The organism is Paenibacillus sp. ALE3, assembly GCF_054113405.1.
The window spans coordinates 950411-972631 of the sequence record NZ_CM134214.1 but is presented as its reverse complement, the minus strand read 5'-3'; the positions used below and the strand labels follow the sequence as shown (position 1 = coordinate 972631).

General features: G+C 46.2%; 17 protein-coding genes. 2 read left to right on the top strand and 15 right to left on the bottom strand.

Annotation, left to right across the window (positions count from 1 at the left end; genetic code table 11):
* Nucleotides 1-154: 154 nt before the first annotated feature.
* Nucleotides 155-985, top strand: a complete 831-nt coding sequence (locus ACXHJ2_RS04480; RefSeq protein WP_165083071.1) for a PPK2 family polyphosphate kinase — start codon at nucleotides 155-157, stop codon at nucleotides 983-985.
* Between the two features lie 105 nt (nucleotides 986-1090).
* On the opposite strand, the gene crcB (ACXHJ2_RS04475) is transcribed toward ACXHJ2_RS04480, so the two are convergent.
* The 14 genes from crcB (ACXHJ2_RS04475) to ACXHJ2_RS04410 all read right to left on the bottom strand — a co-directional run bounded on the left by crcB (ACXHJ2_RS04475) (nucleotide 1091) and on the right by ACXHJ2_RS04410 (nucleotide 18234).
* The gene (gene crcB, locus ACXHJ2_RS04475; protein WP_165083068.1) at nucleotides 1091-1456 is read right to left on the bottom strand and encodes a fluoride efflux transporter CrcB; all 366 of its coding nucleotides are present in this window, start codon (nucleotides 1454-1456) and stop codon (nucleotides 1091-1093) included.
* On the bottom strand, nucleotides 1453-1854 hold the full coding sequence (gene crcB / locus ACXHJ2_RS04470; RefSeq protein ID WP_013372621.1) for a fluoride efflux transporter CrcB: 402 nt from the start codon (nucleotides 1852-1854) through the stop codon (nucleotides 1453-1455). Before crcB (ACXHJ2_RS04470) ends, crcB (ACXHJ2_RS04475) begins: the two co-directional genes overlap by 4 nt.
* A gap of 87 nt (nucleotides 1855-1941) precedes the next feature.
* Nucleotides 1942-3252 (bottom strand): replication-associated recombination protein A, encoded by a 1311-nt coding sequence (locus ACXHJ2_RS04465; RefSeq protein WP_090738437.1) that lies wholly within the window; start codon nucleotides 3250-3252, stop codon nucleotides 1942-1944.
* 279 nt (nucleotides 3253-3531) lie between these two features.
* Nucleotides 3532-5673: a HelD family protein gene (locus tag ACXHJ2_RS04460; RefSeq protein ID WP_165083066.1), complete on the bottom strand. Its 2142-nt coding sequence runs from the start codon at nucleotides 5671-5673 to the stop codon at nucleotides 3532-3534.
* Nucleotides 5674-5813: 140 nt separating this feature from the next.
* Nucleotides 5814-7631 (bottom strand): ABC transporter ATP-binding protein, encoded by a 1818-nt coding sequence (locus ACXHJ2_RS04455; RefSeq protein ID WP_165083064.1) that lies wholly within the window; start codon nucleotides 7629-7631, stop codon nucleotides 5814-5816.
* Nucleotides 7632-7729: 98 nt separating this feature from the next.
* Nucleotides 7730-9028 carry an NCS2 family permease gene (locus ACXHJ2_RS04450; protein ID WP_013372625.1) on the bottom strand — a complete coding sequence of 433 codons (1299 nt, stop codon included), beginning with the start codon at nucleotides 9026-9028 and terminating at the stop codon, nucleotides 7730-7732.
* 173 nt (nucleotides 9029-9201) lie between these two features.
* Nucleotides 9202-9951 (bottom strand): tRNA threonylcarbamoyladenosine dehydratase, encoded by a 750-nt coding sequence (locus ACXHJ2_RS04445; RefSeq protein WP_016819123.1) that lies wholly within the window; start codon nucleotides 9949-9951, stop codon nucleotides 9202-9204.
* A 152-nt stretch (nucleotides 9952-10103) separates the two neighbouring features.
* Complete coding sequence (gene aspS / locus ACXHJ2_RS04440) at nucleotides 10104-11882, bottom strand: aspartate--tRNA ligase (protein WP_165083062.1); 1779 nt, start codon at nucleotides 11880-11882, stop codon at nucleotides 10104-10106.
* Nucleotides 11883-11967: 85 nt separating this feature from the next.
* Nucleotides 11968-13212, bottom strand: coding sequence for a histidine--tRNA ligase (gene hisS, locus ACXHJ2_RS04435; RefSeq protein WP_165083060.1), 1245 nt, complete (start codon nucleotides 13210-13212; stop codon nucleotides 11968-11970).
* Between the two features lie 691 nt (nucleotides 13213-13903).
* Entirely contained in the window at nucleotides 13904-14374 is a 471-nt protein-coding gene (locus tag ACXHJ2_RS04430; protein WP_165083058.1) for a hypothetical protein, read from the bottom strand.
* Nucleotides 14375-14436: 62 nt separating this feature from the next.
* Nucleotides 14437-14943: a type 1 glutamine amidotransferase domain-containing protein gene (locus ACXHJ2_RS04425; RefSeq protein WP_013372630.1), complete on the bottom strand. Its 507-nt coding sequence runs from the start codon at nucleotides 14941-14943 to the stop codon at nucleotides 14437-14439.
* A gap of 237 nt (nucleotides 14944-15180) precedes the next feature.
* A complete protein-coding gene (locus tag ACXHJ2_RS04420) occupies nucleotides 15181-15342 on the bottom strand; it encodes a hypothetical protein (protein ID WP_165083056.1) in 162 nt (53 codons plus the stop codon).
* Nucleotides 15343-15474: 132 nt separating this feature from the next.
* A complete protein-coding gene (gene dtd, locus ACXHJ2_RS04415) occupies nucleotides 15475-15921 on the bottom strand; it encodes a D-aminoacyl-tRNA deacylase (RefSeq protein WP_165083054.1) in 447 nt (148 codons plus the stop codon).
* A gap of 135 nt (nucleotides 15922-16056) precedes the next feature.
* The gene (locus tag ACXHJ2_RS04410; protein WP_013372634.1) at nucleotides 16057-18234 is read right to left on the bottom strand and encodes a RelA/SpoT family protein; all 2178 of its coding nucleotides are present in this window, start codon (nucleotides 18232-18234) and stop codon (nucleotides 16057-16059) included.
* A gap of 269 nt (nucleotides 18235-18503) precedes the next feature.
* Here ACXHJ2_RS04410 and uraA point away from each other — a divergent pair, with 269 nt between their 5' ends.
* Complete coding sequence (gene uraA / locus ACXHJ2_RS04405; protein ID WP_165083052.1) at nucleotides 18504-19814, top strand: uracil permease; 1311 nt, start codon at nucleotides 18504-18506, stop codon at nucleotides 19812-19814.
* 137 nt (nucleotides 19815-19951) lie between these two features.
* Here uraA and ACXHJ2_RS04400 read toward each other — a convergent pair whose 3' ends face one another.
* Entirely contained in the window at nucleotides 19952-22000 is a 2049-nt protein-coding gene (locus ACXHJ2_RS04400; RefSeq protein WP_165083050.1) for a methyl-accepting chemotaxis protein, read from the bottom strand.
* Nucleotides 22001-22221 lie beyond the last annotated feature (221 nt).

The following is a 22221-nucleotide window of genomic DNA, read 5'->3' as shown; positions in this document are numbered from 1 at the left end:
TGTTGAACCTGAAGAAAATTTCGTGACCAGAGGCATCCCCAGTAGAAAAATCGCTAATAAAGATCATACATATGAAATTTTTGATAACGTCCCCATTTGGGTATATGATGTAGACAAGATGATCATTACTTCAATTGAAAAGGAGCGTGCCTTTATGTCTGATTCATTGGGAATGCTGACACCGGGTAAAAAAGTTTCTTTGAAAGAACGGGACCCCAAGGATACGAAGAATATCAAAAACAAAGAAGAAATCCGACAGGAAACAGATCAATTGAAGGAACGCTTCGCGGAATTACAAAGCAAGCTATTTACAGAGAAAAAACAAGCCGTTTTGTTTGTATTCCAGGGTATGGATTGCAGCGGAAAAGATGGCGTGATCAAGCAGGTGTTTTCTAATCTTAACCCTGCGGGGGTGACTGTACACAGCTTTAAATCACCTACGACGGAGGAATTAAGCCATGATTTCTTGTGGCGCGCCCATAGCGTAACTCCAGGACGCGGATATATTGCAGCTTTCAACCGTTCTTACTACGAGGATGTGCTGATTACACGTGTCCACGGGCAGGTATCCGATAAGCAGGCCAAACGGAATATAAAACATATCAAGCATTTTGAACAGTTGTTGCTGGATAGTGGTGTAAAGGTGGTTAAAATCTTTTTACATATTTCGAAGCAATTCCAGTTGGAAAAGCTGATTGACCGGATTGAGAAGCCTCGCAAAAACTGGAAGCTTGATCCGAGTGATTTGCAGGAACGAAAATTTTGGAAGCAATATACCCAATACTATGAGGAGGTACTAGAGCTAAGTGCAACCAAGCAAGCTCCATGGTATGTTGTTCCTTCAGACAATCGTTGGTATAGAGATTATACTGTACTGCGGATTGCTGTCCAAACGTTAGAGGAAATGAAGCTGTCCGACCCTGATCCACGACCTGAACTCAAAGCACTTTTACCTGAATTATACAAAGAACGAGATAAAAAATAGTTAAATAGACACGCACTAAGCTTCCACCCTCCTATTTACGGCTGATAACGCCTTGTATAGGAGGGTGGAAGCTTCTATTGTGTGCTCACATGTCATTTTGAAAATTTATAAGATATAACTGACCCTGTACCCGATAGCTGCAGCTATAACTCCTACTATTACAGAAGACAATACATATACAGCCATACGTCGGTATTTTTTATGTTCCATCAGTTGAATAGATTCATAGCCGAATGTGGAAAAGGTGGTGTAGCCGCCACAAAAACCTGTTCCCAGCAGCATCCAGAGTGCAGGCGACAGATTGTGTTGCATAAACTCACCATACAGCCACCCTAACAGTAATGAACCGCTGATATTAATAATCCAGGTCCCCCACGGGAATACAGTACCCAACCTTTTTCCGGCCCACATGCCAAGCCCGTATCTTGCTATTGTACCCACCATTCCGCCTGCCGCAGCCCACCAAATCATAAGCGTCCCCCCTTGGGGGCAGTCTGCGTCATTTTTGTACCTAGACGGATACCTGCCCACGTTAAAAGTAAGCCTACGCCTACGCTCAGCAGCAGATACAACACAGCCGTCAGCATGCGATCGTGAACCGTGAGGCGTACAGCATCCACTGCAAAGGTGGAAAAGGTGGTAAATCCCCCTGTAAAGCCTGTTCCGATGGCAAGTCGCAAATGTGGTTTGATCCGCCACGATCGCAAGGTTACCGTAAAGAACCAGCCTAGGAACAGACAGCCGAGCCAATTCATTAGCAGCACGCCAAGCGGAAAATCCGCCCCAGCCGCAGGCAACAGTAATTGCAGGCTGTAGCGAGCAGAGGTTCCGATAGCTCCACCCGCGGCGACGAATAGTACGTCTTTCATTTTTTATCCCCTTCTTCGCTCTTACCGGATCATGGTGTAACATGACAACAAATCGTACACATTCCGTATATTAAAGTCACCCATATATTAAGATTGTGAATCCCGCCAACGCTGATTTTGCCTGATTTTAGACTCATTTCCCTGCTCAGTGGCCTGGTAAAAGGTCTGATCTGCTATCGAATCGGGCAAATATTGCTGCCTTACATAGTGATTCGGAAAATTATGCGGATATTGATAGCCAACATGGCCGAGTTTTTCCGAGCCTTTGTAGTGTGCATCGCGCAGATGTAGCGGCACCTCGGCCGATTTCATATCGTCCATGGCCGACATGGCCCGTGAAATCGCCGTGTATACGGCATTCGACTTGGGACTTTCCACAGCGAATAAAATGGCCTGTGCAATGTTCAGTTTGGCCTCAGGCCAGCCGTTATTGCGGTAGGCTTCAAGCGCACTCACTGCTTGGACCATCGCCTGCGGGTTCGCCAGGCCAATGTCCTCGCTGCTTGCTGCGATAAGGCGGCGAATAAAGGTCATCGGGTCCATACCGAGCTTCTCTACGGCATACAGGAACCAGAATAGCGCCGCGTCGCTGGAACCGCGAATGCTTTTGTGAAAGGCAGACAGCACGTCATACTGTGTGGATTCGTCTGCCTTGACAATCGGGCGGCGGATGGATTCCTCTGCCACTTCCAGCGTCACATGAATCGTGCCGTCTGCAAGCGGAGGGGTCGTGAGCGCCGCTAGCTCCAGTGCGTTCAATGCACGGCGGATATCGCCGTTCGCCATGGACGCGATGTGGTCCAGTGCAGCTTCGTCTACCTGAAGCTGCATATAGCCGAGCCCCTTGTCCGCATCGCTCAAGGCGCGGCGCATAGCGGCCAGCGAATGCTCCTGGGTTAGCGCTTCAAGCTGGAACAGTGTAGAACGGCTCATTAAAGCGCCGTTGACGTAATGAAAAGGGTTTTCCGTCGTGGCGCCAATAAACACGATCGTTCCCTTTTCCACCGCAGGCAGCAATGCATCCTGGCGTGAACTGTTAAAACGATGTACCTCGTCAAGAAACAGAATGGTCTTTTTGCCATACATCGATTTATTCGTCTGTGCACGGTCAATGACTTCTCTTACATCCTTCACAGAGGCTTCTACTGCATTTAGACGGACGAAATCGCCTTGTGTGTGTTGAGAAATGATATGTGCCAGTGTCGTTTTGCCGCATCCCGGTGGCCCGTACAGCAATATAGAAGAAACCTGATCGGCCTCTATAGCTCTTCGCAGCAGCTTGCCTGGACCCACAACATGCTCCTGTCCAATATATTCATCCAGCGATGTCGGACGCAGGCGGTCTGCAAGCAACCGATTGTTTGGCGTTGACTCCTGGGAATATGAAAATAAGTCCATTTCATTCACTTCCTTATCATTTATGAACGAACACTTTCTTTTTTCATTGAAAACAAGTTCGCCCATACAGCTAAAAGACATGAAAATTCAATCGATCTACTGTATTAAAACGATGATAAACCGCCTCTTATTCTACCATATCGGTTAACAAGTTGCAGATAGCCTGGTCACGGTATAACTGTAGCCTTACATGTGATTCAACTAAAAAGAAAGAACAGCCTAGGACGAAAAATGAATTTCGTGGCTGTTCTTTGGTTGGCATGACATACAGCGTTCTAATTACTCCGTTTGCGCCTGTACGTAACTTGGAAGTGGACCGTCATGCAATAACCACAGCTCATGCAGCGCACGCGTACATCCTACATACAACAGCTTGGCATCCCATGTCCGTTCTCCATAATGATCCTGGTCGGCATCGGCCACAATAACTGCATCAAATTCCAGACCTTTGGACAGATATACAGGCAGCACAGACAAGCCGCCTTCATATTGCTTTTTACCACCGTCAATCAAATGGACATCCAATCCCGCACTTGTGAAAACCTCATGCAGCTCTACAGCTTCTTTTAAGGTACGTGTCAGCACAGAAACAGTACGATACTCCTTGGAGGAAAGCTCTTTTAAAGCGGTGAGCAAACTCTCCTCACGTACAGAGGAGTCGTAAGACACGGTACGCACCGGATCGCCGCTACGAAATACCGGAACCGCTGTAATGCCGCCACGTACTCCCTGCTCCAAAATTGTATTTGCAAATTCTATAATTTCCAAAGTTGATCTATAACTCCGTGTAAGTGCAAAATACCCCGTTTGTTCAGGCGCAAAAAGAGAACTCATTTCCTCCCATGCATGTACACCACGATATTCATGAATCCCCTGCGATAAATCGCCCAGTATCGTAAAGGAATGCCCTTTTACGAACAAATCCAGCAAAGCGATATGAAATGGTGAAAAATCCTGCGCTTCATCAATGACCACATGGTCAAAACGTTGAGATGATTCTACCTCATGAATCAGCACGTGGAGATATACTAACGCAGTTAGATCCTCTTCACGAATGATCTGACTTCGCAGGTCTGACTGTGTGGCCTTAAAGATGGGAGCCGGCAAAGAAGCCTTCATTTCCGCAGCGGTCTCTGCGGGTAACCCTTTAGCTGCCTGAAAAAGCTGCTTGTAGAGCGTCAGTGCGTCGTATTGGGTCCATTTTTTGGCATACGCCTTTTCCCGAGATCCAGCTTTTTTCTTCCGTTCCTTGAGCGCAGCCGCCGAAGGTGACTTTTTCAGTTCCATTTCAATCCAGCGATGGACTCTTGCCAGCACACGCTCCTTCCGCTTCGCGAGCGGATAGGGCTTATATTCCTCATTGAACCAATTCAAAATCTCAGTTCGGGACAGCACCGCACCATCCCAAGGTGAAAAGTCGCCCTCAGGCACCGAGATAGGCTCCAGTCGTTCCACAAAATCCTGAAGCAGCTTCATAAAATGAACCGACCCCTTAAATCTACCCGGCGCCTCATCCATAGATTCCGTTCTCAAGCCGCCACTTTCAAACCAATAAGATAACGTTTCGGTAGGATCTGCCAAAGGTAAATCCAGCCCCAGTAAACCTAGCGCCCAATCTGCAAATGTACTTTGCTGAATATTTCCGACCCCCAGCTCTGGAAGTACATCTGAAATATAATCGAGAAACATATGGTTGGGTGCGAAAATAACCATTTTGTCTGCCGATACCTGATCCTTGTATTGATACAGCAAAAATGCGAGTCGATGCAGCGCTACGGTCGTCTTGCCACTACCCGCTACCCCCTGAATAACGAGGGCTGTATTTTTAGCCGCGCGGATGATCTGATCTTGCTCTGCTTGAATGGTAGATACGATATCCCGTAAACGGTTATCCTTGTTCTCTCCCAAACGATAAACGAGAAATTCATCGGAAACGGCAGGCTCGTCACTTTCACGATTGTACGTATCCGCTACCCGTTCCAGGATCCTTTTACGAATGACAACGTTACGTTTCAGATACACCAAGCCTTCGACAGTTCCCTCAGGAGCTTCATAAGACGCCGTTTCTTCACCACCTGTAAACGAATAAAACAAGCTAGCAATCGGTGCACGCCAATCAATCACCAGCGGATACGCTGACGTTTCTTCACGCTCCACCCCGATTTTACCGATATAAAGCGGCTTCCGCTGCCCTCTACCGCGCTCGTCAAAATCCATACGCCCAAAGTAAGGCTCTTGCGAGCTTTTGGCCAAAGCCTGGCGTTTTTCCTCCCGTGCCGATTCCAGTACTTGCTCCGTAAAGTCATGCCCGGTGTAAACCGGTGTATTGCGAAGCCGTTCCAGCCTCCGATCAATTTCCTCCATAGCAAGCGACAGCCTGTGCTGTTCTTCTTGATAGGCACTTTGAAACTCATTCTCCATTTCAGTTACCTCCTAAGAATATCAAGTCTCGATTTCTGCATCTTATCACTTGCTCCGACACAAAAAAAGGAAAGTAAGCGTAACACATTTGACCACAAAAATCCAACCTTATTTCCTAAAACGCCCATTTCCCCGCCCTTTCACAAAGTATGGAGCTTTTCTCCCATCTCCACAAACTGCTTTTGAGCCAGCTCGCGGTACACCTGATGGGTCTCTAATAACTCGGTATGGGTCCCTGCACCAGTTACATTGCCCTTGTCCAACACAATAATTTGATCGGAGTGGACTACTGTAGACAATCGGTGTGCAATGACAATCGTTGTGCGTCCTTCCATCAAGTTCGCTAAGGCCTTCTGCACCTCATGCTCGGATGAGCTGTCTAGGCTAGAAGTAGCCTCATCCAGCATGAGGATGTCAGGGCTGCGAAGAAGCGCACGCGCAATGGCGATCCGTTGACGTTGCCCGCCGGAGAGCTTCATTCCCCGCTCCCCTACCTCCGTATCATAGCCTTGAGGTAGATCCATAATAAATGTATCCGCATACGCCATCATGGCAGCTCGTCTCACTTCTTCCAAATCAGCTTCGCGCCCTAAACCATACGTTATATTATCTCTGACCGTTCCGGTCATCATTGAGCTTTCCTGTGATACATAACCAATTTTGGAGCGCCAGGAGGAAAGTGTATATGAAGATATCGATTCGTCTCCGTAACGAATTTCCCCTGTATCTGGCACATAAAAGCGTTCCAACAATGAAAACAAGGTGGACTTCCCACTTCCGCTCGGCCCCACGAATGCTGTCGTCCGGTTAGCCGGTATGACCAGGTTTGCATGATGAAGAACCTCCTCACCTTCGGTATAGGAAAAAGCAACATCACGAAATACAATATCTCTGCTCTCTTTTGCCGCTTCCTGCTTCAATCCAAGTGGTTCCTCTTCATGATCTAAAATAGTCTGAATCCGTTCAGTGGCTCCAACCACCTTTTGCAGACGTGAATACAAGGTCGTGAATTGGGCCATCGGTGTAATCACCTGAAATAGTAGCAAAATAAAAGCCACCAAATCTCCCGCAGTCAGTACACCCGATGCGACGCGAACACCACCAACACCCAATATAATAACCAGCACCGCAGTTAGCAAAAAGGTAGAAATAGGACCTACAAGGGCCAATATACGTGACTCCTGCAACCCGAAGCGGAACATACGGTAAATGCGATCCTCCCCGGCCTGTGCCTCTCTGCTTTCCGTTCCGTAGGCCTTGACCAGCCTGATTTCGCCGATAACCTGACTCAGTACTGAGGTCAGATCTGCCATCTCATCCTGCTGTTTTTTGGAGATACGATACATTTTTCTGCCTACCGGAAATAAAATCAGGGCTGTTAGCGGAACAATGGTCATAATAATGAGCGTCATCACCCAATCCAGATAAAATAACAACGCAATACCACCAATAATTGCAATTACATTAGAGATCAGATTAACTAGATACTCGGTAATTAAGTTCATAATCAGGCTTGTATCATTGGTGACTCGACTCATCGTATCTCCTGACCGATTTCGATCAAAGTAAGGGATAGGTAGAGATAAGATTTTATGCCATAAACGTTTGCGCATATTAGCCACAATCTTATGCCCGGCATAGTTCAACATATAGATCGAAACCGCCGAAGCTACCGCTTGAAGCACAAAAGCGCCAAGCAGACCAATAATGACCATACGATTCAGTGAAGAAAAGGTTAAGCCATCAATTAACCCTTTGGTCATCATCGGTACGATTAAACCAGCAATCGTCTGAATCAGGGTCAGAATCAGGGCAATGATCAGAATGGCCTTGGGCGGATGTGCACTCGCAATCAGTTTGATAAACCGACCCATACCAGCCTTATCCGGCCTTTTCCCCGGCTTTTCCTTCGTCCGATCCTCCTGCTCATCTTGTCGCCCATGATGTTCTTTTTCCATAAACCATCAACCTCGCTTCCTGTCTGACCATTTCTTGTTCAAACAACAACACCCGCGCTCTGCGCGGGTATGTACAGTACAACCTATCTTCGAGTTTACTACACCAGAGAATGAAGCACAAAGTTAGCCACAAACAGTACAGAAATGATATATAATGCGACAGGCACTTCCTTGCCCCGTCCTGCTGCCAGCTTGGCTACGGGGTATGCAATAAAACCAAATGCCATCCCATCTACAATACTGTAAGTAAAGGGCATCATCACCATGATCAGAAACGCAGGAAACGATTCGGTAAAATCACTGAAATCCATCTCTCGCACATTTTGCACCATTAGGCCCCCGATAATGATCAATACAGGCGCAATGGCACTGTCAGGAATATAAGCCAACAGTGGAATAAAGAAAAATGTCGCTCCGAATAAAATTGCTGTTACCAGCGGTGTCATTCCCGAACGTCCCCCTGCGGCGATACCAGCCGTCGATTCCGCAGCGGCTACTGCGGGACTGCTGCCCAGAATACCAGCAAAAATATTGGTCACAGCCAACACACGCAAGCTATTCTTAAAAGAATCCGGTCTTCCAATCATGTTGGTCTGTGCAGTAATCATTCCAACATTCTCGAACAGCACGATCAGTAACAGCAAAAAAACAGCGATCCAGAAGGCTACCGAGACGATGCCTGAAAAAGAAAGTTCTCCAAACAATTGCCCGTACTGTCGTACTGTTTCAGAGGTTCGCACCGTGCTTGCCGGCTCTACAGCCCCCAGTACGTATGCAAGCCCAGTTCCTGCTAAAATGCTGATCAGCAAACCTCCCTGAACGTTACGCACAAATAATACAATAGCGAGCAGTAATGTTACACAGGCTGTAATCACCTTAGGATCATTAAAATGACCAATAGCCACAAAAGTCGTTTGATGTGCAATCACGATCCCGCTTTTTTGCAAGCCGATAAAGGTTAAAAACAAACCAATGCCCACCGTAATTCCATGTTGCAAATTGTGGGGAATCGCCTGGCTTATCAGCTTGTACAATGATGTAAATGCCACAATGGCGAATATCACCCCTGTGACGGCAACTACCATCAACGCTTCCTGCCAGCTCAGCTTCATGGAATGTACGAGCGTGTAAGTGAAAAAGGCGTTAATCCCCATCCCTGGTACAACGACCATGGGAGACTTTCCGCCAAAAGCCATCAGTAGACAGCCGATCATCGATGTCAGCAGCGTCCCGAGCATTGCCCCTTGAAGAGGAATGCCCGCATCTGCCAAGATAGTTGCATTAACCATAATAATGTATACAACGGAAAAATAAGAAATGGCACCCGCGGCTAATTCCTTTTTCCAATGATGCTCGGGCTTGAAACCGAGACTTCTGGACCATAGCCCATCCTTCATACCAAAACCCTCCAGCAAGTTGTTCAATCTGTTTGCAGTAAGCTGCGTTTTTTCAAAACAAAAAGAGCTGTAGCCTACTGTGACACCAAGAAGTGGTGCACAGAACTACAGGTCTTAAAAGTGAATACATACTACTGTAATCTATAAATGTACTGTCATGCTACTTTTTCAGCTTACACACCAGCGTGCTCTAACAGATCCTTCACAGCCACACTCACCATGATCAAGCCTGCTACCGGAGGTACAAAAGCATTGCTTGCAGGCGGCTGTTTCGCCTTCCGGATTTCAGGTGCGTTGGCAGGTACAATTTTTTTGGTAATTTCTTCGCGCGGCTTCATTGGCTCCTCATCAGAGAATACAACCTTGACGCCTTTGGTAATGCCTTCCTTGCGCAGCTTGGTGCGGATGACACGGGCAATCGGGTCCATTCTTGTCTTGGAAATATCAGCTACTTGAAAACGACTTGGGTCCATTTTATTCGCAGCGCCCATACTGGAGATCATCGGAATTCCCCGCTTCAAGCATTCTTTAATCAAATGAACTTTGTAAATAATCGTATCTGAAGCATCCAGCACATAATCCAGATCGTACTTGAATAGCTCCTCATATGTTTCTTCTGTATAGAACATGTTCAGTGCAATTGCTTCACATTCAGGATTAATCAGCTTCACACGCTCTACCATCAGATCCGCCTTTTTTTGACCTACTGTTGTCGTCAGCGCATGAATTTGGCGATTAATATTGGTAATATCTACGACATCCTTATCAATCAAAATAATGCGTCCAACACCCGTTCGCGCCAGCGCTTCCACTGCAATCGAACCGACACCGCCGATACCCAATACAGCTACCGTGCTATTTTTCATAACCTCCAGACCTTCCGTCCCGATGGCCAGTTCCGTGCGTGAAAATTGATGCAGCATATGGTAATCCTCCCTCACTGGTTTAAACTCTATGCTGGAACTCCAGCATACAAACCACGAACCCATTATCCATAAAAGGGTAACGGGTTCACGGCATTCTATAATCTATTTACATACCAACAGATGGCAATTTGCAAAATCCAACGTTTGTCTTAAGCTTTAGGAGCAACAGGCTTCGGAGCAAGACGAATATGAAGCTGATCCAATTGAGCTTGATCTACTTCGGCTGGTGCATCCATAAGCAGGTCTGTCGCGCTGGCTGTTTTCGGAAATGCAATAGTTTCACGCAGATTTGTACGACCTGCAAGCAGCATGACAAGACGGTCAAAACCGAAGGCAATACCACCATGTGGAGGCGTACCATATTCAAATGCATCCAGCAGGTAACCGAATTTATCCTTCACTTCTTCAGGCGGCAGGTTGAGCGCTTTGAACATTTTTTCCTGAACTTCACGTTTGAAAATACGCATCGAGCCACCACCCACTTCGTAGCCGTTCAGCACGATATCGTAGGCCTGAGCACGAACTTGACCTGGATCTGTGTCCAAGAGGGCCAGGTCTTCTTCCTTCGGACGAGTGAACGGATGGTGCTCCGCTACATAACGTTTTTGTTCTTCGTCATAGCCCAGAAGCGGGAAGTCTACGACCCAGGCAAATTTGAATTTCTTATCATCGATGAGCCCCAAATGACGGCCAATTTTCAGACGAAGCGCGCCTAAAACATCAGCAACTACTTTTTTATTATCCGCAGAGAACAGCAACAGATCGCCTTCTTCGGCTCCCGTACGTTCTTTCAAGGCTTCGATTTCTTCTGGTGTGAAGAATTTAACGATAGGCCCCTTGAATTCGCCTTCTTTCACTTGGATCCAAGCCAAGCCCTTTGCTCCATAACGCGCTGCGAAAGGACCCAGGTCATCAATGTCCTTACGGCTCCACGTGCCACATCCTTTGGCATTAAGGACTTTAACTTCGCCACCCTTTTCAATGACGGAAGCAAATACTTTCACACCACTGGTTGCCACGATATCATTAACATTTACCAGCTCAAGACCAAAACGCAGGTCAGGCTTGTCAGAACCATACTTGTCCATTGCCTCTGCATGTGTAATTCGTTGGAACGGTGTTTCCAGTTCTACCCCAACTGTTTCTTTGAACAATTTCACCATAAGACGCTCCATCATAGGCAGCAAGTCATCCTGTTGCATGAAGGAAGTCTCAATGTCGATCTGCGTAAATTCAGGCTGGCGGTCAGCACGCAAATCTTCATCACGGAAACAACGTGCAACTTGGTAGTAGCGCTCCAGGCCGCCCACCATCAGCAATTGCTTGTACAATTGTGGCGATTGTGGCAAGGCAAAGAATTCGCCTTCGTGTACTCGGCTAGGGACCAGATAATCACGTGCGCCCTCTGGGGAGCTTTTCGTCAAAATCGGTGTTTCCACTTCAATGAAATCTTCACCGTCGAGGAAGTCGCGGAATACTTTTGCTGCTTTGGAACGCAGTTTCAATGTCTGATGCATTTCCGGACGACGCAGGTCCAGATAACGGTATTTCAAACGCAGCGACTCGTCTACTTCTACGCCATCTTCAATGAAGAATGGAGGTGTTTTGGATGCATTCAATACTTCGATTTCAGTAACACGTACTTCAATTTCACCTGTAGGCAGGTTCGTATTGATTGTTTCTGCATCACGTTTGACAACAGTGCCAGTCACCTCAAGCACATATTCACTGCGGACACGGTCTGCAATTTGCAGTGCTTCACCGGAATAGGCCGGATTAAACACGATTTGTACAATTCCACTACGGTCACGCAGGTCTATAAAAAGTACGCCCCCCAAATCACGACGGGTCTGTACCCAACCGTTCAATGTAACTGTTTCTCCGATATGCGCATGAGTCAATGCGCCGCATTGATGACTCCTTTTCATAATACACACTCCTGTTTATGTTAGTAGTTAATGCTATATGACAGCCAGAGGGAAGCTCCCCCTGACTGATGTTACATCCTGCTATTTAACCTAGTTCTTCCACCAGCTGATCCAGCTTGACGGTACGCTGCTCACCGGTTTCCATGTTTTTCAGCGCAATTTCACCTTTAACGAGCTCATCATCACCCAGAATCGCTGTATATCTTGCTTTAAAGCGATCTGCCGATTTCATCTGCGCCTTCATTTTACGTCCCAGATAATCTCGCTCTGCGGAAAATCCAGCTTGCCGCAACTTGAACAGTTGCTTGGTTACTTCCGTTTCTGCTGCCTCACCCAACGCCACCATATAGATATCTAGCGGCTTGGCTTCGTTCAAGTTGACACCCTGATGCTCCAAGATCAGCTGAATTCGCTCCAGCCCGATACCAAAACCAATCCCCGGCTGATCGGGTCCGCCCAGATCTCCAACCAATCCGTTGTAGCGGCCGCCTCCACCAATCGTGTCAATAGCCCCAATTCCTTCGGCTTTGAATTCGAATGCTGTCAGCGTATAATAATCCAGCCCCCGTACCAAGCGTGGGTTCACTGTATATTCCACGCCCATCGCATCCAAATTTTGCTTTACTTTCTCAAAGTGCGTGCGGGATTCCTCATCCAAACTATCCAGAATGGAAGGTGCCCCGCCAAATTTGTCCTGATCATCTTTGCTATCCAGCACTCGCAGCGGATTACGCTCGATGCGTGCTTGGCTTTCCTTGGTCAACGTATCCTTGATGGGCATCAGGAAGTCCACCAAATGCTGCCGATAAGCAGCACGGCTGGCAGCATTACCGACAGAGTTAATTTCTACCTGAACACCTTTCAAGCCCAGCTCACGGCAGAACTGGTACCCGAAAGCAATAACTTCTGCATCCAGCGCCGGGTCCATCGCCCCGAATGCTTCAATGCCAAATTGGTGAAACTGGCGCTGACGCCCAGCCTGTGGACGCTCATACCGGAACATCGGACCAATATAAAACAGCTTGGTCACATCCGGCTCACCGTACAGTTTGTTCTCCACATAAGAGCGGACAACCCCTGCCGTTCCTTCCGGACGCAGCGTCATGCTCCGTTTGCCTTTATCCTCAAAAGTATACATTTCCTTTTCCACCACATCGGTCGTTTCACCCACACCCCGAATGAACAAATTCGTCTGTTCAAACATCGGTGTACGGATCTCACGATAATTAAAGCGGCGGCTAATTTCGCGGGCTTTTTCCTCGACCACTTGCCACTTTTCTACACTGCCTGGCAGCAAATCCTGTGTTCCCGTCGGTTTTTGAAAGGCCATTAACGTATCCCCCCGTCATTATATTTCTTATTTGTGCGCTCTCTACTTACTCCACTTTCAATATAAAACAAAAAATCCCTCGCCCTGTTATTATTAACAGGGACGAGGGATTGTCGTTTACAAATCACCCGTGGTACCACCCACATTCCGGAGTTTACCCAGACCACTGTCATAAAAATGACTCAGTGTCCGTCAGCATTGCACTGACTCCGCTCATACGTATAACGCCCGTAACGCGCAGTACGGCTATTATGCAGGATGGTCTGCTGTGTTTGGCATATGCCATGCATTACTCAGCAAAGTTTCCTCATTGTTCGCCGCCTGTTCTCGGGGAGGTCATTCGTCCGCTCATCAAGGGAATTTTTACAGCCTGGAAATTCCTCTCTGCGCTTGTGGGTTCGGAGTACTTGGTCCCGTCATCAAATCATTTTTCATTATTTTATGATTTTAATGAACTGCTTCGACAAAGTCAAGACATTCCCCCTAGAATCAGACAAATAAGTCTTATAAAAAGAAAATAACCTGCGGAAACGGTCCGCAGGTCTAAAAGATATATCAAAAGGGGGTCATGCTGTTATTATAAACAACGAATATTAAGGAATGATGTTTCGAATATTACAATTGTATTACAGCCACTCTAGTGTGACTAATTTCCTCGTGTATCGACAATCTTGTGACACTCGCTTCCTTTTTAATCCAACTGCGCCACATATGCACGATTGGAACGGAGCTTATAAATGATCTCATCATAATCGGCATCATTTACCTTGGCGGACAATACATACCGTAATTCATCATGATCACCGTTAATATACACATCTGTCGCACGGAGCAAACCTCCGTCATGATTCGTTGTTCCGCTCCGATCCTCATTCAGATCCCTTTGGGCTGCGCCATAGTTAACCTCGTCATTCTTTGCATCTGGTAGAATATTTTCGCCATAAGCCCCTGCGGCTGGAATTGCCGCACCAGCAGAACCTCCTGTGCTCACAGAGCCAGTATTGTTATAGGGGACCAATGGAATTAAAACCCTCGTCTCGCGACCGAGCGCCTCATCCAGAGCACCTACTTCCAAATGTTCAGTTCTATAAGCCTGAAGCGAAGCTCTGGCGCCCTCAGCTTCATCTTCCGTGCGAAAATAAGCCTGAATCTGTTTAGCCATATCAAATCCTCCTCGTATGGGAATTGTACTGGCATAAATTTACGGAAGCATTCACGGTTAAATTACAATGCCTTTAACAACTCACGCACAAAAGCAGGCTCATCCTTAGGGGTTCGAGACGTAATAAAGTTACCGTCCACGACCGCCTCTCGATCCTCGAAATGAGCACCTGCGTTAATCAAGTCATCTTTCAATGGAGGATAAGCTGTAATCGTCCGACCTTGTAGCAAATCGGCACTAGCTAAAATCTGCGGCCCGTGGCAGATAGCGCCAATCGTTTTTTTGGACTCATTCATTTCAGTTACAAACTTCAGAACATTTGCATCCAAACGCAGATTTTCCGGAGATGATCCACCAGGAATAACAACTGCATCATAGTCACTTGATTTCACATCTGCAATGGCTTTTTCAATAGTGTAGCTTGCTTTTCCTTGCTTACCGTTCACTTTTTCACCTTGCTTCAGTCCAATAATATCTGCCTCATGTCCAGCCTTTTTCAGCTCATCATAGGGGACCTTCATTTCAGAATCCTCAAATTGGTCAGCCAACAAAAATGCAATTTTACTCATTATCGTTCAGATCTCCTTTCCGGTTATCCTCAGAGCGAGTTTAAAGTTAGGGTTGTTTGTCTATCACGCTTTGTTATTACCCGCTCGATCTGTGTTTATAACAATTTTCAGAAGTGAAAAAGAAAAAGGAGCCATTGGCTCCTCACTGATTTACTGCTACATAATTATTTTAGATCTCTTAATAGCCGCTTTAGGCAACACGTCGTTAATGCTGCATTTACCATTGAATTCCCGTTGTTACCTTCGTGGCAGGGCACCGCGTCCTGGCTTGTCCATAGTTGTAGCAACATGCTGTAATAACGCATCTGCATTACGGGTAAGGCTGATTGCCTCTCGCATACTCCCAGGATAAAGCAACACCGCGCTTCGATATCCGTCCATTTTTGGGGTCTGACGCATAGTTTCGTCTCTCCTGTCACCCTTAAGGCTTTCCAGATGGCTACTCACCAACCGGGATGACATTAGGGTCCCTCTAAACGGCTATTTTATTCTCTTCTGCTCAAGTTCTCAGATCATACCAAGAATGGATACCTAAGAACGCTCGCTATCCAAAATCAACGTCACTGGACCCCAGTTGGTCAAGGAAACATCCATCATAGCTCCAAAAATTCCGGTCTCGACCTCCAGGCCCTTGGCTCGAAGCTGACTGTTGAAGAAATCATACAGTTTCTCCGCTTCCTGAGGTTTGGCCGCTCCCATAAAGTTGGGCCTTCTTCCTTTACGGCAGTCACCATACAGCGTAAATTGGGAGACAGACAGAATGGCACCGCCGACATCTAGAACACTGTCGTTCATTCTGCCTTCAGCATCTTCAAATATACGCAATCCCGCTGTTTTATCCGCCAAATAAACGGCATCGGCTGCCGTATCTCCCTGACCAATACCAACCAGCAGCATTAATCCAGTTCCGATTTTGCCGACCACCTTTTGATTCACCGTTACCTGAGCGTCTTTACAGCGCTGAATAATGATCTTCATCGCCTATCCGCTACTCCTTTACTTTTCCCTTAAAAGTTGCTCACAGCCGTATCACGGCTCTTACAGCCATCTATGATCCTTGTGCCCAAGATGTATTACAAAGGCTATACAAACCTATGTGTACACCTAACAAATTTATTGCATAATCCGATGCACGGTGTATACATCCTTCACCCGTTTGATCCGTTCGACAACAGAATGCAAATGATCCGTGTTACGAATAAGAATTGTAATGTGAATCATTGCCATTTTATTTTTATCTGTACGTCCTGTCACGGCCGAGAAGCTAGTTTTGTTCTCAGAAATGGCCTGGAGCACCTCGTTCAGCAAACCATTGCGGTCATGTCCTGTAATCTCAATATCGACGCTATAATTGACCTCGGCTGCTTCTTCCCACTCAACTTCAATCACGCGCGCCTGATCTTCGCCCACACCCGAAGGAATATTCGGGCAATCGGTACGGTGCACAGATACGCCGCGCCCGCGTGTTACGTAGCCGATGATGTCATCACCCGGTACGGGATTACAACATCGTGCAAAGCGAACGAGCAAATTGTCGACGCCTCTGACGCTGACACCGTTGGTCGGTGTTTTTTTCCGTTCGCCCTGCGGTTTGTACTCCTTGACCTCGGTCGTCAGTTCAATTAGCCGTGCCTCTTCTTGTTCCTTGCGCAGCTTCTCTGTCAGACGTGTACAAACCTGCGCTGCGGTTATACCGCCAAAGCCAATCGCAGACAGCATATCTTCAGAATCATTAAAAGAGAACTTTTGTGCCACATCCTGAAGTTTGTCCTCGCTCATCCACACGGATGGCTCAATATCACGCTTTCTTAGCTCACGTTCCAGGCTTTCGCGGCCTTTTTCTACATTTTCCTCACGCTTTTCTTTCTTGAACCACTGCTTGATTTTACTGCGCGCGTGAGAGGACTGAGCAATTTTAAGCCAGTCCTGACTAGGTCCATAAGAGTGCTTGGACGTCATAATTTCCACGATATCGCCAGTTTTTAGACGATAATCCAAAGGAACAATTCTTCCATTAACCTTAGAGCCAATCGTTCGATTTCCAACTTCGGTATGGATACGGAAAGCAAAGTCCAGCGGAACCGATCCAGCCGGCAACTCAATGACTTCTCCCTTAGGTGTAAAGACAAACACAAGGTCTGAGAAAAAGTCCATTTTGAGTGATTCCACAAATTCCGAAGCATCCTTCGCCTCGTTTTGCAACTCCAGAATTTCTCGGAAAAAGGTGATTTTGTCCTCAAAGTTTGTGTTATTTGCCCCGTTGTTTTCTTTATAGGCCCAATGGGCGGCAATCCCGAATTCAGCAGTGCGATGCATATCCACTGTGCGAATTTGTACTTCTGTAGGCTCTCCATTAGGACCTACTACGGTCGTATGGAGGGACTGATACATATTAGCCTTAGGCATGGCGATATAATCCTTAAACCGCCCTGGCATCGGTTTCCACAACGTATGGATAATCCCCAGTGTGGCATAACAATCTTTAATGTTATCCACAATAATTCGAATTGCTAGCAAATCGTATATTTCATTGAATTGCTTGTTTTTCGTCGTCATCTTTTTAAACACACTGTAAATATGTTTAGGACGTCCAGACAAATCAGCCTGAATACCCATCTCTTCAAGCTTCTCTCTGATACGCTGTATGACATTATCAATAAATTGCTCGCGCTCTGCCCGCTTCTTATGCATCAAATTAGCGATGCGATAATACTGCTGAGGATTCAGATAGCGCAAAGCAATGTCTTCCATTTCCCATTTAATCGCTGAAATACCCAATCGGTTTGCAACCGGACAGAAAATTTCCAACGTTTCATAAGCGATTCGACGCTGGCTTTCTTCCGATTGATATTTCAGAGTACGCATGTTGTGCAGACGATCTGCCAGCTTAATGACGATGACACGAATGTCCTGCGCCATGGCAATAAACATTTTTCGATAATTTTCGTTCTGCTGTTCTTCCTTGGAACGGAACTGGATACGCTCCAGCTTCGTCAGACCATCGACAAGCATCGCACATGTATCGCCAAAATGCTCGCGAATCTGCGCCAAAGACACCGTTGTATCCTCCACAACGTCATGTAAAAGAGCGGCGATAATGGAGATGGTATCCATCTGCATATTAACGACGATATCAGCAACCGCAAGCGGATGCAGAATATAAGGTTCACCGGACTTACGAGTCTGGCCGGAATGGGCCTGCTCGGCAAAATCATAGGCGTCCCTGATGCGGATAAGATCTGCTTCTCTGGTATAGGCCCCGGCCTTTTTAAGTAATTGCTCTATCCCCATTCTGCTCTATTCCGTGTCCTTTCTATGCAAAATGGAACCCGCCGATCAATGTCGCGCAAAGGTTCCCTTTTAAAAGTGATTTCCTACAATTATGACGCTTAGCACGCCACACGTCAACTATTACAGGTTTGGCACTGTCGCATTATTTTGTCACACATGGATAAGTAAAATCAGAATTGTTGTCGAAATGAAACGAATTATATTGAAAAAATTACGAAAAGTAATTAATGTATATAAGAATAATTGAAAGAACTAAGGAGTGAACTGCGTTGCAACGCGAAATTCAAGTTAATGAAAAGCTTCCAGCAGGACCTGGGATCCTGCTCAGCGTACAGCATTTGTTTGCCATGTTTGGTAGCACCGTGCTGGTGCCCAATATTTTCGGCGTCGATCCCGGCATGATTTTGCTCATGAACGGTATCGGAACATTGTTGTACATATGGATCTGCCGTGGCAAAATTCCTGCCTATCTCGGCTCCAGCTTCGCTTTTATCGCTCCCGTCAGTCTTGTGCTTAAAAGTAATCCTGGCAGCAGTGGCTATGCAATGGCCCTGGGTGCTTTCATCGCTACAGGTATTATTTTCTGTCTCGTCGCACTGGTAATCAAGTATGCCGGGACACGTTGGCTGGATATCGTTTTTCCACCGGCTGTCATGGGATCGATCGTAGCCTTAATTGGTCTGGAACTAGTCCCGGTTGCTGCAGGCATGGCAGGCATTATTAATGCCGATCTTACTAAAGCCTGGACGCCAGATCCCAAAACGATCACCCTTTCCCTCGTTACGCTCGGTGTTACTGTTCTGGGTGCGGTGTTGTTTCGCGGGTTTGCCAAAATCATTCATATTCTAATCGGTATCGTGGTGGGCTATGTGATTGCTTATTTCATGGGCATGGTCAATACACAGGCCATTGCGGACGCTCCTTTGTTCGCCCATCCCGCAATTACTACTCCAACCTTTAATGCCTCGGCTATGCTAACGATTCTTCCAGTTGCTCTGGTCGTCATTGTAGAGCACATTGGTCACTTGCTTGTGACTAGCAACATCGTCGGACGTGAGCTGTCCAAAGATCCTGGTCTCCATCGCTCTCTGCTGGGTAACGGGATTTCTACTGTCATTTCCGGTTTTGTAGGTTCTACACCTAATACGACTTATGGTGAAAATATCGGTGTTATGGCATTAACTAAAGTGTACTCTGTATGGGTTATTGGCGGAGCGGCTGTTATTGCCATCCTGTTGTCCTTCTCGGGTACGTTCTCAGCGATTGTTTCTAATATTCCATCTCCAGTTATGGGTGGCGTATCCTTACTATTATTCGGTGTGATCGCTGCCTCTGGTCTTAGAATCTTCGTTGAGCAAAAAGTTGATTTCGCCAAGCCAACCAACATGCTGCTCGCTACTATCGTGCTTGTTGTGGGAATCAGTGGTACTACGCTCACTTGGGGTGCTGTCACCTTGAAAGGTATGGCATTGGCGACAATCATCGGTATTATCCTGAGTTTGTTCTTCAAGCTGGTTGATGTGCTCGGCTGGTCGAACGATAAAACGCAGGAACCTTTAACTGAAAAAACACCAGATTGATATCTGTTTTTCAATTTTAAAACGCCGCTCCATGTTAGTTATGGATCAACACGCTCAGACTATCTAGACAAGCGTGTAAGTATCCTCTTACATGGAACGGCGTCTTTTTAGCACGGCTTTTATTTTAAAAGAAGATATCACACACGAAAACGGGATACGACCTGATTAAGCGTATCAGAGACACCTGTAAGCGACTTGGCGGAGCTGTCCAGACCCTCCAGATCCTCTAGCTGCCGTTCAGAGCGTTCCGAGGCTTGCCCTGCACGTACAGCTGAAGCTTTTGCAATGTCTGCAAGATAACCAATTGAAGCTGCAACTTCTTCTGAGCCTGCCGACATTTCTTCAGAGGCAGATGAAACTTCCTGCACCTCTATTGCCACCTGCTGAATATCCTGATTCATCGCTATAAAACGTTCTTCCACCTCACGTAAAATAGATACTCCTTCATCCATCTCCAGAGTCCCCTGTTGCATTCCTTCCAAAGCTAATTTGGTTTCTTCCTGCATGGTTCGGATTCGACTTGTAATTTGCTCCGCAGACTCGCTTACGTTAACAGCCAGCTTGCCGATTTCAGAAGCCACCACAGCGAACCCTTGGCCATGCTCCCCAGCACGTGCGGCTTCAATGGAAGCATTCAACGACAACAACTTGGTCTGCCCACTAATTTCCTGAATCATTCCAATAATGCTGCCAATTTGGGCGGATCGCTCATTTAACGAGCTTACTACTCTGCCTGCCTCATCCATAGACATTTTCGCTTTATGCATTCCTTGGCTGACCACGTTCAACCGTTCATTCCCTTGTTGTGCTTTATGTTCAATCTCAGTGGTAGCCTCGGATACATGCTGTATAGATTCAGCAATACGCTGTATGCCAACAGCCATTTCTTCCATCGCAGTCGCACTTTCCGCTGCTGCGGTCAACTGAAGCTCGGCCCCCTCCTTCACCTGTGCCAGTTCTCCTGCATTATGCTGCGCATCTTTAGTAGCCCCAGAAATCTCTTGGGATATTTTTGAAGATACGCCTGAGATCACATCTGACTCTTCGCTCAAGCGCAATGCCATTCCTCTGGTTGCAACAATCACCTTATTGATCCCATCAGCCATTTGGCCAAACTCATCTTTACGATGATGGGGTAGTTCAACGGTATAATCCCCAAGAGCCATACGGTTGGTCATCTGCCTAATTTTTTTAATCTCTTTGATCATACCTGAATTGTTAATTAATAACGCTCCCATAATTAGCAAAATACCTATAACACTAACAATTAATAACAGTTTAAGCATTTCATTCGCAGAGCGATTCAAATCTGATTCTGGCAGTAATACGCCGATTTTCCATCCGGTTTGTGGTAGCGCTTCATACATTACCCGATAATTCTCTTGATCAATAGCTACGGAGACTTGTCCAGATGTACCTTTTTGAATAGCTTGTGCTGCTTCCGCATTTATCGTTTTTGTTAACGACTCGCCTGATTTTAAGGACGGGAGACCGGATGACAGAATAGCTCCGTTCATATCCATCAAGATCGCACTACCTTGAGTACCAAACTTCATTTTTTCAATATACGTTTGGATATTCGTCATGTTTAGGTCGCCTGTAATGACACCTAACAGTTTTCCCTCTCTGTCGTAAAATACTTTCCCCGCAGTAATCATATTGATTTTCAGCTTGCTATCGTAAAATGGCTCTGTGAAATTTATATCTTTACCACGTTCCACGGCTTCTGTATACCAAGGCTGCGTTAAATAGTCATATTGTGGATCGTCATATTCAGTCGATTGCTTGACTAGCTCGCCATCTCTATGCACATATATTGAACGGTATGTCACTCCTGGATCATACGCATCTTTAGCAAAATAAATCCCTAACCCGTAAGTCATATCATTTAATGTCAGCTCTTGTTCAAAGAGTCGTCCATAATCTTCAATGTTCATTTCTGTTCCCACTTGTTCCGCACTCTTAGTCAGCATCGAAACAAGTAAAGCATGACGATCTACGTTAGCTGCAATATCTGCTTTAACCCTCGACAAGGAATGAGCAGCATTTTGGCTTATTTCCGTATCCAGCTTCTGTTTGGCAAAAAAATAAGACAAAAAACTGATTAAAATCAGTGTTATAAGTACTAGCGGAACCAAGGTAGAAAATGTTCGTGCTTGTAAACTCTTAAATTGAAATATACTCAATATATATCCACCTCTATTTCTTTTTTAATCTTTATCGACATTTATTTTATTTTTTTATAACTTTTTTCCAATAAAAACCGTGGTAATTCGTGACAATAAGGAAATTCAATATAATTACTGCTAATCAAAATAGTCCGATGGAGCAACTCTTTAGAGAAAAGAGATGTTCCATCGGACTATTTAGGCAAACCATACATAAATATTTCCCGGGAAACCCCGGT